Source organism: Actinacidiphila cocklensis (assembly GCF_907177275.1).
Lineage (GTDB): Bacteria > Actinomycetota > Actinomycetes > Streptomycetales > Streptomycetaceae > Actinacidiphila > Actinacidiphila cocklensis.
The window spans coordinates 81024-94527 of record NZ_CAJSLV010000052.1 but is presented as its reverse complement, the minus strand read 5'-3'; the positions used below and the strand labels follow the sequence as shown (position 1 = coordinate 94527).

The 13504-nt window shown below is 75.0% G+C and carries 9 protein-coding genes and 1 riboswitch; of the genes, 6 read left to right on the top strand and 3 right to left on the bottom strand.

Annotated elements, in window-relative coordinates:
• Window positions 1-358: 358 nt before the first annotated feature.
• The 3 genes from NFU81_RS15630 to NFU81_RS15620 form a co-directional block, all read right to left on the bottom strand.
• Window positions 359-1729, bottom strand: a complete 1371-nt coding sequence (locus tag NFU81_RS15630; protein ID WP_251489995.1) for a hypothetical protein — start codon at window positions 1727-1729, stop codon at window positions 359-361.
• A gap of 63 nt (window positions 1730-1792) precedes the next feature.
• Window positions 1793-2908, bottom strand: coding sequence for an alpha/beta hydrolase (locus tag NFU81_RS15625; RefSeq protein ID WP_251489993.1), 1116 nt, complete (start codon window positions 2906-2908; stop codon window positions 1793-1795).
• Between the two features lie 79 nt (window positions 2909-2987).
• Entirely contained in the window at window positions 2988-3626 is a 639-nt protein-coding gene (locus tag NFU81_RS15620; RefSeq protein ID WP_251489991.1) for a class II aldolase/adducin family protein, read from the bottom strand.
• Window positions 3627-3722: 96 nt separating this feature from the next.
• Here NFU81_RS15620 and NFU81_RS15615 point away from each other — a divergent pair, with 96 nt between their 5' ends.
• The 6 genes from NFU81_RS15615 (at window position 3723) to cobN (ending at window position 13381) form a co-directional block, all read left to right on the top strand.
• Window positions 3723-5114 carry an NAD(P)/FAD-dependent oxidoreductase gene (locus tag NFU81_RS15615; RefSeq protein ID WP_251489988.1) on the top strand — a complete coding sequence of 464 codons (1392 nt, stop codon included), beginning with the start codon at window positions 3723-3725 and terminating at the stop codon, window positions 5112-5114.
• 266 nt (window positions 5115-5380) lie between these two features.
• On the top strand, window positions 5381-6601 hold the full coding sequence (locus NFU81_RS15610; protein WP_251489986.1) for an inorganic phosphate transporter: 1221 nt from the start codon (window positions 5381-5383) through the stop codon (window positions 6599-6601).
• A 20-nt stretch (window positions 6602-6621) separates the two neighbouring features.
• Window positions 6622-6822 (top strand): hypothetical protein, encoded by a 201-nt coding sequence (locus tag NFU81_RS15605; protein WP_251489985.1) that lies wholly within the window; start codon window positions 6622-6624, stop codon window positions 6820-6822.
• Between the two features lie 76 nt (window positions 6823-6898).
• Window positions 6899-7086, top strand: a riboswitch (cobalamin riboswitch).
• A 111-nt stretch (window positions 7087-7197) separates the two neighbouring features.
• The gene (locus tag NFU81_RS15600) at window positions 7198-8238 is read left to right on the top strand and encodes a cobalamin biosynthesis protein (RefSeq protein ID WP_251489983.1); all 1041 of its coding nucleotides are present in this window, start codon (window positions 7198-7200) and stop codon (window positions 8236-8238) included.
• Complete coding sequence (locus tag NFU81_RS15595; protein ID WP_251489981.1) at window positions 8226-9713, top strand: cobyric acid synthase; 1488 nt, start codon at window positions 8226-8228, stop codon at window positions 9711-9713. Before NFU81_RS15600 ends, NFU81_RS15595 begins: the two co-directional genes overlap by 13 nt.
• Window positions 9710-13381, top strand: a complete 3672-nt coding sequence (gene cobN / locus NFU81_RS15590; RefSeq protein ID WP_251489979.1) for a cobaltochelatase subunit CobN — start codon at window positions 9710-9712, stop codon at window positions 13379-13381. The genes NFU81_RS15595 and cobN overlap by 4 nt, the downstream gene beginning before the upstream one ends.
• The last annotated feature ends 123 nt before the right edge of the window (window positions 13382-13504 follow it).

Genomic DNA, 13504 nt, shown 5'->3' with positions numbered 1-13504 from the left:
TGCCGCGCCCGCCACCGTGCCGGGCCGCGCAGTTCCGTACCCCCCCGCTTCGCCTGGGGGTACCCCCAGCGGCGCCGCGGGGTGCCCCTTGCGGAAGGCTCGCATCTTTCGGTGCGTCGTGGCTTGGCGCGCAGTTCCCCGCGCCCCTGATGGCGTGCCCTCTGCACGGAGGGTGATCGTTTTTCAGGGGCGCGGGGAACTGCGCGGCCAGCCACGACGGCGCGGCAGACAGGCAACTCACCGGACGGGGCAGCCCCCAGGGGCGCTGGGGGTACCCCCGGCGCCCCTGGGGGCGGAACTGCGCACCAAGCCGCCGTGGCGGGAATGCCGGCCGCCCGCCGGAAGGGGCCCCGAAAAGTCAGGCCTCGCCCGTGTGGACCTGGAAAGCGGCCTTGCGCATCGCCTTGGCCAGGGCCGGGTCGGGGTGGGCGGCGGCGAGGGCCACGAGGACCTGGACGGTGCGGGGGTGACCGACGTCACGGACCTCTTCGAGGAGCCCGGGGACGGAGCCCTGGACGGCCGTCTCCAGATGGCTGACCAGCAGATGGTCCTCGCCGTGGTCCGCGACCGCGGCCGCCGTGTCGACCCACAGCCACGTCGCCTCCTCCCGGGTGAGGAGCCCGGTCGCGGCGTCGGGGTCGCCGCCGTCGAGTTCGGCGAGCCACAGCACCGCGTACGGCCGCAGCACCGGCTCGGTGACCACCGCGCGCACCGCCGGCTCCGCGGGGTCGCCGACGACCCGCAGCGCCTCGAAGGCCAGCCCGCGCAGCAGCGCGTCGTCGCCGCGCGCGGTCTCCAGGAGTTCCGCGACGGCGGGGGCGACGGGCCGGGCGGCGAGCCACGCGCGGTATTCGGCCCGCGCGGGGCCGGGCGACAGACCGGCGCAGGCCCGCAGCATGGTGGCGGCGGACTGCTCGATGTGCCCGGCGGGACCCTGCGCGGCCACGCAGATCTGCTCCAGCTTGACCCACACCGCCCAGCTGCCCAGCGCGGTGAGCGTGACCTCGTCGGGCCGCTGCGGATCGCGGGGGCGGAGCGCTCCCACGCGTGCCGCGGCCTCCAGCGTCCAGTCGAGCAGCGTCGGCAGCGGGTCGCCCGCGCCGTCGGCGGGCGGCTCGTGGCGCTCCGTGCGCAGTTCCGCGACCCGCTGGCGGAGCAGGTCGAGCAGCGTGTCGATCGGCACCGGGCCGTTCGACAGGTGCAGGAAGGACAGCAACTGCGGTGCCGCCTCGACGACTTCGGCGACCAGCGCGGGGTCGGGGCCGCTGCGGTCGCCGGGCAGGAAGGGGTGGGCGAGCGACCATGCGTCGAAGAGCGCGACCCAGCCGCGCAGCACCGCGGTGTCGTCGGTGTCCCAGGCCCGCAGCCGCCAGCCCGGGCGGGCGGTGCCGCCGTGCAGTTCGATCAGCCCCGACAGCCTGGCGCGGTCCCAGGCCGTACGGATCCGACCGGGCGTCAGGTCGAGGTCGGCCGCGGCCGCGGCGACCGTGTCCGCGGGCAGTATCCCGGTCGGCCCCGCCGTGCCGGGGCCGGTGCCGGCCCAGCGTGCGAGCCGTACGGCGGCGGCGAGTTCGGCCCGGGCGAGCCGGGCGAGGTCCGGAAGCGGAGGAGTGCCTTCCGGCGGGCGCGGCGGCCTTGGCCTGCGCGTGGTCGCTGTCCTGCGGGCCGCGGTGAGCGGCCGGCGGGGGACGAGGCGGAGCGGAGTGTCTCGCGGGCTACGGGACGTCACTGGAGCAGTCTCGCCGTTGTGCGCCCAGATTCCCAATCGGCCGGGGAATCCCGCGATCTCCGCTCACATGAGCGGGGTCAGGAAGCGGCCCAGGATCTCCTCGTAGCGGACCGGGTCGGCGTTCCACATCGCCCCGTGCTGGGCGCCGGGCACGCCGTGCAGCACCACCAGGCCCGGGTGGCCTGCGGCGAGTTCGCGGGACGGGCCCCAGGGCGCGAGGGTGTCGTCCGGGCCGTGGAAGACCAGGGTGGGCACGGTGGGCGGCGCGGGGTCGGCCGGGGCCGTGCCGTGCCGTCCCGGCGGTTCCGTACGCCCCTGCGCCGCGCGGACGGCCAGCGGTGTCAGGGTGGCGGGCAGCCCGTGCCATTGCGCGGCAGCGGCGACCGTGCCGCGCCAGTCGAGCACCGGGGAGTCCAGGACCAGGCCCTTGACGCGGTCCCTGACCGCCGAGAGGCGCTGCGCGTGCAGGGCCATGGTCGCGCCGGTGGACCAGCCGTAGAGCACGATGCGCTCGGCGCCGTACTCCACGGCGTAGCGCATGGCCGCGTCCAGGTCGCGCCATTCGGTGCGGCCCAGGTGGCTGATGCCGTCGGGGGACGGCGGGGCCTCGGGGTCGCCCCGGTAGCCCAGGGCCAGCTGGGTGAAGCGGTGGCGGTGCAGGGCGGGCAGCACGTTCATCGTGTGGGCGCGGGTCGTGCCCAGGCCGTGCACGGTGATCACCCACGTGGTGCGGGCGCCCGGCAGGTACCAGGCCGGCAGCGGCCCCAGCTCGCCGGGGACGTCCACCTCGGTGTAGTCCAGGCCGAGGGCCACCCGCGGGTTGCCGTAGTGCACCTGCGGGGTCATGCGGACCGGGACGCCCGCCTCGAGGGAGCCGTGCGGTACGGCGAGCAGCTTCCTGGTCACCGAGTAGGCGGTGCCGTCCACCACGTCGCCGGCCAGCGCGTGCAGGCCGTCGGCCGCCAGGCCGTACCTGCCGCGGCGCGCGGAGGCGGCGGTGCGGGTCAGGACGACGCGGTCCTGGGTGACCGCGTGGACGGTCACCGAGCCTTCGGGGGCCGGTCCTTCCGCGGACGGCCGCAGGGCGAAACGCGAGCCGTACCGGCCGACCGCCACGACGGCGGCGGTGCCGGCACCCAGGGCGGCGGTGGCTGTCGCCACCGCGGTTCGAAGTCGCATCCCGTCCAGTCTTACCGACCTCCCGCATCCCGGCCACTCATACGCCCCCGGGCACCCCTCGCCCCGGGGTGCGGGCAGGTCAGGGCTGGCCGTAGGTCGACAGGCTCGCCGCCGCGGCGGCGAGGTCGGCGGGGGGCAGGAGGCGGGGGGCGCCGGCGGCGGAGGACAGGAGCCAGACGCGGCAGAGCCATTCGAGTTGGGCGGTGCGCTCGTACGCCTGGTCGAGCGACGTGCCGTACGCGAGGGTCCCGTGGTTGGCCATCAGGCACGCCGTCCGGTCGCGCAGGGCGGCCAGGGCCGCCTCGGCCAGCGCGGGGGTGCCGTACAGGGCGTAGGGCGCGACGCGCACCGGCCCGCCGAGGCTCGCGGTGACGTAGTGGACCGGCGGCACGACGTCCACCAGCGTGGACACCGCCGTCGCGTGCGGCGCGTGCGTGTGGACGATCGCGCGGGCGTCGGTCGCGCGGTAGACGGCCAGGTGCAGCGGCAGTTCGCTGGTGGGGGCCAGTTCGCCGGCGACCTGCCGCCCTTCGAGGTCGACGGCGACCGCGTCCTGCGGCCGCAGCCGGTCGTACGGCACCCCGGTCGGCGTCACGACGACGACGTCGCCGACCCGCGCGGACACGTTGCCCGAGGTGCCGACGACCAGGCCGTCGGCGACCGTACGCCGGGCCGCGGCGACCACGTCGGACCAGGCTTTCTCGACTGCGTCGGGCACAACGGCCTCCGTTACGGGTCAGGCGTTGCCGTGGCCGCCGGGGGCGCAGTAGCGTCCCCGCACATCACAGGGCTCCACGGCGATTGCAGGTGCATTATGGCCACCGTCAACGGCGGTATCTCGTTCTGGTACGCAGGCACCGGCATACCGCTGCCGCGCGAGCCACTGCCGGGTGACGCGGAGGCCGACGTCGTGATCGTCGGCGGCGGCTACACCGGACTGTGGACGGCGTACTACCTCAAGCAGGCCGTGCCCTTCCTGCGCATCACCGTGCTGGAGGCGAAGTTCTGCGGCTACGGCGCCTCCGGGCGCAACGGCGGCTGGCTCTACAACGGCATCGCGGGCCGCGACCGCTACGCGAAACTGCACGGCCGCGACGCGGCCGTGGCGTTGCAGCAGGCGATGAACGCCACCGTCGAGGAGGTGGTCCGGGTCGCCGCGGACGAGGGCATCGACGCGGACATCCAGCAGGGCGGCGTCCTGGAAGTGGCGTACTCCCCCGCGCAGTTGGCGCGGCTGCGGGCGTACCACGAGCGGGAGGCGGCGTTCGGCGAGAAGGACCGGGTGCTGATGGGCGCGGCGGAGTCGGCGCGGCGGATCAGGGCGGCGGGCACGGTCGGCGCGAGCTGGACCCCGCACGGCGCCCGCGTGCAGCCGGTGAAGCTGCTGCAGGGGCTGGCCGCGGCGGTGGAGCGGCTGGGGGTGACCATCCACGAGTCGACGGCGGTGACCGAGATCCGCCCCAAGCACGCGGTCACGCCGTACGGCACGGTCCGGGCGCCCTACGTGCTGCGCTGCACCGAGGGCTTCACCGCGTCGGTGAAGGGGCAGCGCCGCACCTGGCTGCCGATGAACTCCTCGATGATCGTGACCGAGCCGCTGCCGCCCGAGCTGTGGGAGACGATCGGCTGGGAGGGCGGCGAGACGCTGGGCGACCTGGCGCACGCGTACATGTACGCGCAGCGCACCGCCGACGGCCGGATCGCGCTGGGCGGGCGCGGGGTCCCGTACCGCTTCGGCTCGCGCACCGACAACGACGGGCGGACCTCGGAGCGTACGGTCGCCGCGCTGCGGGAGGTGCTGGTGCGGCTCTTCCCCGCCACCGCCGGGGTGGCGGTCGAGCACGCCTGGTCGGGGGTGCTGGGGGTGCCGCGGGACTGGTGCGCGAGTGTCCAGCTGGACCGTACGACGGGCCTGGGCTGGGCGGGCGGCTACGTCGGCAGCGGGGTGGCGACGTCCAACCTGGCCGCCCGTACGCTGCGGGACCTGGTGCAGCAGGACTCGGGCCAGGGCCACGGCACGGAGCTGACGGCGCTGCCGTGGGTGGGCCACCGGGTGCGGCGCTGGGAGCCCGAGCCGCTGCGCTGGGCGGGGGTGCGCGGGATGTACGCGGCCTACCGGGGCGCGGACCGGCGGGAGCAGGCGGGGCGGAGCGCGGCGACCGACCGGGTGGCGCGCTACGCCGACCGGATCTCGGGCCGGCACTGAGCGCTTTGCCGCCCGGATCTCCGGTCGGCACTGAGCGCTTTGCCGCCCGGATCCCGGGTCGGCGCCGCGGTGTGACGAACCGGACATCCGGGGTGCCGGGACGCCGCGCGTGAGCGGTCGGGGCGGCCCCCGCAAGGGCCGTCGTTACCGCCTCGTTCACCTCCGCGTCATGTCGGCACCGCGAGTCCGCCGCCAGTTCATCTTCCGTTCACCAATGATCCGTACGGTCACCTCGCCACTGTCCAATCGAACGATTGCCTGGGTCCATGGAACACATGACGCTCCTGATCGGAATCGTCATCGCCACCGCACTCGTGTTCGACTTCACGAACGGCTTCCACGACACCGCCAACGCGATGGCCACCACCATCTCCACCGGTGCACTCAAACCCAAGACGGCGGTGGCCATGGCCGCCGTACTCAACCTCGTCGGCGCCTTCCTGTCGGTGGAGGTCGCCAAGACGATCTCCGGCGGCATCATCGACGAGTCCGCCGGCATCAAACCCGAGATGATCTTCGCGGCGCTGGTCGGCGCGATCGTCTGGAACATGCTGACCTGGCTGGCGGGGCTGCCGTCCAGCTCCTCGCACGCACTCTTCGGCGGCCTGATCGGCGCCACGCTGGTCGCGGTCGGCCGGCACGGGGTGCACGGCGACGCCGTCGTCATGAAGGTCCTCATACCGGCGCTCGCCGCGCCGATCGTGGCGGGCCTGGCGTCCACCCTCGCCACCCGGCTGAGCTACCGGCTCGGCCGCAACGCCGACCCCGAGACCACCGCCAGGGGCTACCGGGCGGGGCAGATAGCCTCCGCCGGCCTGGTCTCGCTGGCCCACGGCACCAACGACGCGCAGAAGACCATGGGCGTCATCACCCTCGCGCTGATCACCGGCGGCGTCGTCGCCCCGCACTCCGACCCGCCGCTGTGGGTCATCGTCTCCGCCGGTGCCGCCATCGCGCTGGGCACCTACATCGGCGGCTGGCGGATCATCCGCACCATGGGCAAGGGCATCACCGACATCCAGCCGCAGCAGGGCTTCGCGGCGCAGACCGGTGCCGCGGCGACCATCCTGGCCTCCTCGCACCTGGGCTTCGCGCTGTCCACCACCCAGGTCTGCTCCGGGTCCGTGATGGGCGCCGGGCTCGGCCGCACCGGCGCCGTGGTGCGCTGGAGCACCGCCGGGCGGATGGTCGCCGCGTGGGCGCTGACGCTGCCCGCCGCGGGGCTGGTCGCCGCCGGCGCCGCGCTGCTGACCGACCAGGGCACCTGGGGCGTGACCACGGTCGCCGTCCTGGGTCTGGCCATCTGCGCCGTGATCCGTACCGCGGCCCGCCGCAAGCCCATCACCCACGCCAACGTCAACGACGAGCCCGGCGCCGAGCCGCAGGGCGCGGTCACCGCGGCCATCGCCGCGGTGATCCCGCCGCCGGCCGGCAGCGGACCCGTCACCCCGGCCGGACCCGCCGCGCCGTCCACCGCGACCGCCTGACCACCCGGAGGAGTCCCGTTATGAGCATCGACTGGCACGCCCTCGGCTCGGTCCTGGCCGTCACGCTGCTGTCCACCGTCGGCCTGGTCGGCGTCTTCACCCTCGGCGTCGTCGGCCTGTCCCGGCCGGGCGCGGTCGCCGCGCGCGGCGGGGCGTACGTCTGCTTCGCCGCGTGCGCGGCAGCGGTCGCCTGGGGCATCTGGCTGATCGTCGCCAAGTAACCCGCCCGGCCGCGGCGGGGTGTGGACCTCACCACACTCCGTCGCCCCAGGTCAAGGGCTGGTTGACGGGGTCACCCGCACGTGGTGGACTGCGGGTGCCATACGGCGGCAGGAGAGGAAGTCCGGTGTGAATCCGGCGCGGTCCCGCCACTGTCACCGGGGAGTGCACTCCCAACCCGTACGTCACGGCCGGCTCGCCGGTTGGAAGACCGGGAGTGCGTAGATCCGGGAGCCAGGAGACTCTCACCGCCGGTCACGTCGAACCAGGGCGCGGACCCTGAGTGAGGACTCCTGCCATGCCCGGCGCCATCCCCGAACCTCCCGGCACGTGTTCCTGTACGCCGTCCCCTCGGAGGGTGACGGCGGTCTGAGCTGATGCGTGCCGATCGCGTATACGCGTACGGCGCCACGCTCGGCTTCCTCGGCGATCTCCTCGCGGGCGACCCGCGCCGCGGCCATCCGGTCGCGGCCTTCGGGCGTGCGGCGGGGGCGCTGGAGCGCCGGATGTGGCGGGACGACCGGCTCAGCGGCGCGGCCTACGCCGCGCTGTGCGCCGGTGCCGTGGCAGGTGCCACGGCCCTCGCCGGGCGGGCGGTACGGCCCTCCGCCGCGCTGTCGGCCGGGCTGACCGCGGCCTGCACCTGGTCGGTGCTCGGCGGTACGTCGCTGGCCAGGGAGGCGCGGGCCGTCGCGGCGGCGCTGGACGCAGGGGACGTCGAGGCGGCCAGGGCCAGGCTGCCGCACCTGTGCGGGCGGGACCCGCAGCACCTGGACGCCGACCAGATCGCCAGGGCCGTGGTGGAGTCGGTCGCGGAGAACACCTCCGACGCGGTGGTCGGCGCCCTGGTCTGGGGCGCGGCCCTCGGGCTGCCGGGGCTCGCCGGCTTCCGCGCGGTCAACACGCTCGACGCCATGGTCGGCCACCGCTCACCGCGCCACCTGCGCTTCGGCTGGGCCGCGGCCCGGCTCGACGACGCCGTGGGCTGGCCCGGCGCCCGGCTCACCGCGACGCTGGCGGCGCTGGCCTCCGCGCACCCGCTGGACGCCGTACGCACCTGGCGCCGGGACGCCGCCGCCCACCCGAGCCCGAACGCGGGCCCCGTCGAGGCCGCCTTCGCCGGCGCGCTCCACCTGCGGCTGGGCGGCACCCTGTCCTACGCGGGCCGCGTCGAGCACCGCCCCGTCCTGGGCGACCGCTTCCCGCCCCCCACCGCCGCGGACATCCCCCGCGCGGTCGCCCTCTCCCGCCGCGTCTCGGCGCTGTCGCTGGCGCTGACCGTGATCCCCGCGCTCCTCCCCCGCGCCCGGGGTGACCGCGCCGGCCTGCGGCGAGAAGCACCGCGGCGCGCAGCGGCGGTGCCGAGGCCAGCCCAACGCACCTTCTGGACCCGCCGGGAGGCGCCATGCGCGGACTGATGATCGCCGGCACGACCTCCGACGCCGGCAAGAGCGTCGTCACCGCGGGGGTGTGCCGGTTCCTGGTGCGCCGTGGCGTGCGGGTCGCCCCCTTCAAGGGCCAGAACATGTCGCTCAACTCCTTCGTCACGCGGGACGGCGCGGAGATCGGCCGGGCGCAGGCCATGCAGGCGCAGGCCGCCCGCGTGGAGCCGTCCGCGCTGATGAACCCGGTCCTGCTCAAGCCGGGCAGCGACCGCAGCAGCCAGGTCGTACTGCTGGGCAAGGCCGTCGGCGAGATGTCGGCGCGCGGCTACCACGGCGGCAGGCAGGGCGAGTTGCTCGACGTCGTCGCGGACTGCCTGGCCGAGCTGGGGCGTTCGTACGACGCGGTGATCTGCGAGGGCGCCGGCAGCCCGGCCGAGATCAACCTGCGGCGCACCGACATCGTCAACATGGGCCTGGCCCGCCGCGCGAACATCCCCGCCCTCGTCGTGGGCGACATCGACCGCGGCGGCGTCTTCGCGTCGTTCTTCGGGACCACCGCCCTGCTCGCGCCGGAGGACCAGGCGCTGATCGCCGGCTACGTGGTCAACAAGTTCCGCGGCGACGTGACCCTGCTGGAACCCGGCCTGGCCATGCTCCACAAGCTCACCGGCCGGCCGACCCTGGGCGTGCTGCCGTACGCCCGCGGCCTCGGCATCGACGAGGAGGACGGCCTGCGGGTCAGGGAGTCCGCGACAGGCGAGCCGTACGGCGAGGACGTCCTGCGGGTCGCCGTCGTCGCGCTCCCGCTGATGTCGAACTTCACCGACCTGGACGCGCTCGCCGCCGAGCCCGGCGTCAGCGTCCGCTTCACCGACCGGGCCGACGACGTCGCGGACGCCGACCTGGTGGTGCTGCCCGGCACCCGCGGCACGGTCAAGGCGCTGGAGTGGCTGCGCGCGAGCGGCCTTGCGGCGGCGGTGGAGCGCCGCGCGGCCGAGGGCCGCCCGGTGCTCGGCATCTGCGGCGGCTTCCAGATCCTGTCCGAACGCATCGAGGACGACGTGGAGTCCAGGGCCGGTACGGTGCCGGGCCTCGGCCTGCTGCCCGCCCGTATCCGCTTCGCCGCCGCCAAGACGCTGGCCAGGCCGGTCGGCCGGGCCTACGGCGAGCCGGTCGAGGGCTACGAGATCCACCACGGGGTCGCCGAACTCCTCGGCGGCGGCGAGGACTTCCTCGACGGCTGCCGGGTCGGCGCGGTGTGGGGCACCCACTGGCACGGCTCGCTGGAGAGCGACGGCTTCCGCCGGGCCTTCCTGCGCCGGGTCGCCGCGGCGGCGGGCCGCCGCTTCGTGCCGGCGCCCGGCACCGACTTCGCGGCGCTGCGCGAGGCGCAGCTCGACCGGCTCGGCGACCTGGTCGAGGAGCACCTGGACACCGCCGCGCTGCTGCGGCTCATCGAGGACGGCGCACCCGCCGGACTCCCCTTCGTCCCACCGGGGGCACCATGACGACCGTTCTGCTGCTGTCCACCGCCGACACCGACCTGCTGGCCGCGCGGGCCGCCATGGCCGCGCACCCCGGCGGTGCCGCCTACCGCATCGCCAACCCCTCCCGGGTGGACCCCGAAGGCGAGCTGCCCGGGCTGCTGGAGGGCGCCGACCTGGCCGTGGTCCGGCTGCTCGGCGGGCGCCGGGCGTGGGAGGAGGGCCTGGCGGTGATCGCCGCTTCCGGGGTGCCGTCGGTGCTGCTGGGCGGTGAGAACGTCCCCGACGCGGAGCTGATGGCGCTGTCCACCGTCCCGGCGGGCGTGGTCGCCGAGGCGCTGCGCTACCTGGTGGAGGGCGGCCCGGCGAATCTCGCCGAGCTGGCGCGCTTCCTGTCCGACACGGTGCTGATGAGCGGCGAGGGCTTCGAACCGCCGCACGCCATGCCGCAGTTCGGGCTGCACGGCGGCTACGGCCACGAGCCCGGCCGCCCCACCGTCGCGGTGCTCTTCTACCGGGCGCACGAGCTGTCGGGCAACACCGGCTTCGTGGACACCCTGTGCGCCGCGGTCGAGGCGCGCGGCGCCAACGCGCTGCCCGTCTACTGCGGTTCGCTGCGGGGTGCGGACCCGGCGCTCTACGAGCTGCTGGGACGGGCCGACGTGATCGTGGCGACGGTGCTGGCCTCCGGCGGGACGGTGGCCGCCGACGCCTCGGCGGGCGGCGCCGACGAGGCGTGGGACGTCGGCGCGCTCGCCGAGCTGGACGTCCCGGTGCTGCAGGGCCTGTGCCTGACGTCGTCGCGCAAGGCGTGGCAGGAGTCCGACGCGGCGCTGTCGCCGATGGACGCGGCGATGCAGGTGGCGATCCCGGAGTTCGACGGGCGGCTGATCACCGTGCCGTTCTCGTTCAAGGAGACCGGCGAGGGCGACGTGCCGGTCTACGTCGCGGACCCGGAGCGCGCCGCCCGCATCGCGGGCATCGCGGTGCGGCACGCGGCGCTGCGGCACAAGCCGAACGCCGACAAGCGGCTCGCCCTGGTCTTCACCGCCTACCCGACCAAGCACTCCCGGGTCGGCAACGCGGTGGGCCTCGACACGCCCGCCTCGGCCGTGCGGCTCCTCGAAGCGCTGCGGGACGCGGGTTACGTGACCGGCGAGCACCCGGCCGGGGGCGACGAGTTGATCCACCGGTTGATCGCGGCGGGCGGGCACGACGTGGAGTGGCTGACCGAGGAGCAGCTCGCCGCGGCCCCGGCCCGGGTGCCGCTGGCCGACTACCAGCAGTGGTTCGCGACCCTGGACGACGACCTGCGGGCGGGGATGCTGCGGCACTGGGGCGAGCCGCCGGGCTCCCTCTACGTGGACGGCGACGACATCGTGCTGGCGTCGCTGCGGTTCGGGAACGTCGTGGTGCTCATCCAGCCGCCCCGCGGCTTCGGCGAGAACCCGATCGCCATCTACCACGACCCCGACATGCCGCCGTCGCACCACTACATGGCCGCGTACCGCTGGCTGGAGCACACCTTCGGCGCCGACGCGATCGTCCACCTCGGCAAGCACGGCACGATGGAGTGGCTGCCCGGCAAGGGCCTCGGGCTGTCCGCGGGCTGCGCGCCCGACGCGGTGCTCGGCGAACTCCCGCTGGTCTACCCCTTCATCGTCAACGACCCCGGCGAGGGCACCCAGGCCAAGCGCCGCGGCCACGCCACCGTCGTGGACCACCTGGTGCCGCCGATGGCCCGCGCCGACTCGTACGGCGACCTCGCCAAGCTCGAACAGCTCCTCGACGAGTACGCCCTGGTCAACGATCTCGACCCGGCGAAGGCCCCGGCGATCCGCAGCCGCATCTGGGAGCTGGTGCGGACCGCGGAGCTGCACCACGACCTGCACGTCGACGAGCAGCCGGACGAGGGCGACTTCAACGACTTCGTGCTGCACGTCGACGGCTGGCTCTGCGAGATCAAGGACGTGCAGATCCGCGACGGCCTGCACATCCTGGGCGGCGGCCCGGTCGGCGAGGCCCGGGTCAACCTGGTGCTCGCGGTGCTGCGTTCCGCCCAGGTCTGGGGCGGCGCCGGTGACGCGCTGCCCGGCCTGCGGGCGGCGCTGGCCGAGCACTTCGGCCTGGTCGAGAAGGAGCTGCTGGCCGCCCCGGGCGCACCGGCGGCCGTACCGCCGGCGCTGACCGCCCTCGCCGACGGCCCGGCGCGCACCGCGTCCGACGCCGTCGACCTGCTGGAGCAGCTCGCCAGGCGGCTCGCCGAGACCATGGAGAGGCGTGACTGGGCGCCGGGCGCGGCCGCCGAGGCGGTCACGGAGGTCCTCGGCGGGGCGGACGTGCCCGCGGCCGTACGGGTGCTGGACTTCGCCGCGGCCGAGGTCGTGCCCAGGCTGGCCCGCACCACCGACGAGATCGACCACATCCTGCGGGCGCTGCGCGGCGGTTACGTCCCCGCGGGTCCCTCCGGGTCCCCCACCCGCGGCCTGGTCAACGTGCTGCCCACAGGGCGCAACTTCTACTCCGTCGACCCCAAGGCCATCCCGTCCCGGCTGTCCTGGGACGTCGGCACCGCGCTCGCCGAGTCGCTGCTGGCCCGGCACCTCGCCGACAACGGCGGCTACCCGGCGTCGGTCGGCCTGACGGTGTGGGGCACCTCGTGCATGCGCACCCAGGGCGACGACATCGCGGAGATCCTGGCGCTGCTGGGCTGCCGCCCGGTGTGGGACGACGCGTCCCGCCGCGTCACCGGCTTCGAGATCGTCCCCGCGGCGGAGCTGGGCCGGCCGCGTATCGACGTCACCGTCCGCATCTCCGGCTTCTTCCGCGACGCCTTCCCGCACGTCGTCGCCCTGGTGGACGACGCGGTGCGGGCGGTCGCGGAACTGGACGAGCCCGCCGACGTCAACTACGTGCGCGCGCACGCCGACCAGGACACCGCGGAGCACGGCGACCGGCGGCGGGCCACCGCCCGCATCTTCGGCTCGAAGCCCGGCGCCTACGGCGCGGGCCTGCTGCCGCTGATCGACGCCCGCAACTGGCGCTCCGACGCCGACCTCGCCGAGGTCTACGCGGTGTGGGGCGGCTACGCGTACGGCCGCGGCCTCGACGGGCGGCCCGCCCGCGGCGACATGGAGGCCGCGTTCCGCCGCATCCAGGTCGCGGCGAAGAACGTCGACACCCGGGAGCACGACCTCGTCGACGCGGACGACTACTTCCAGTACCACGGCGGCATGGTGGCCATGGTCCGCCATCTCACCGGCACCTCGCCCGAGGCCTACGTCGGCGACAGCGCCCTGACCGACCAGGTCCGCACCCGCACGCTGGGCGAGGAGACCCACCGGGTCTTCCGCGCCCGGGTCGTCAACCCGCGCTGGATGGCGGCGATGCGGCGGCACGGCTACAAGGGGGCCTTCGAAATGGCCGCCACGGTCGACTACTTGTTCGGGTACGACGCCACGGCCGGTGTCGTGGACGACTGGATGTACGAGCGGCTGGCGTCGGAGTACGTCTTCGACGCGGAGAACTCGGAATTCATGCGGAATTCCAATCCGTGGGCGCTGAGGGGGATTTCCGAGCGGCTGCTCGAAGCGGCCGAGCGCGGCCTGTGGGCCGCGCCGTCCCCGGACACCCTTGCCCGCCTCCGCGAGACCTACCTCGCCCTGGAGGGCGACCTGGAGGGGGAGTCATGACGGCGCCTGCGGCGGGCCTTCTCCCCGGCCCCGCCCCTTCCCGGAACCGGGGCTCCGCCCCGGACCCCGGTCTTCAAACGCCGGACGGGCTGGGTGTGTCGACCGATCTCGGTTGTGGTGTCG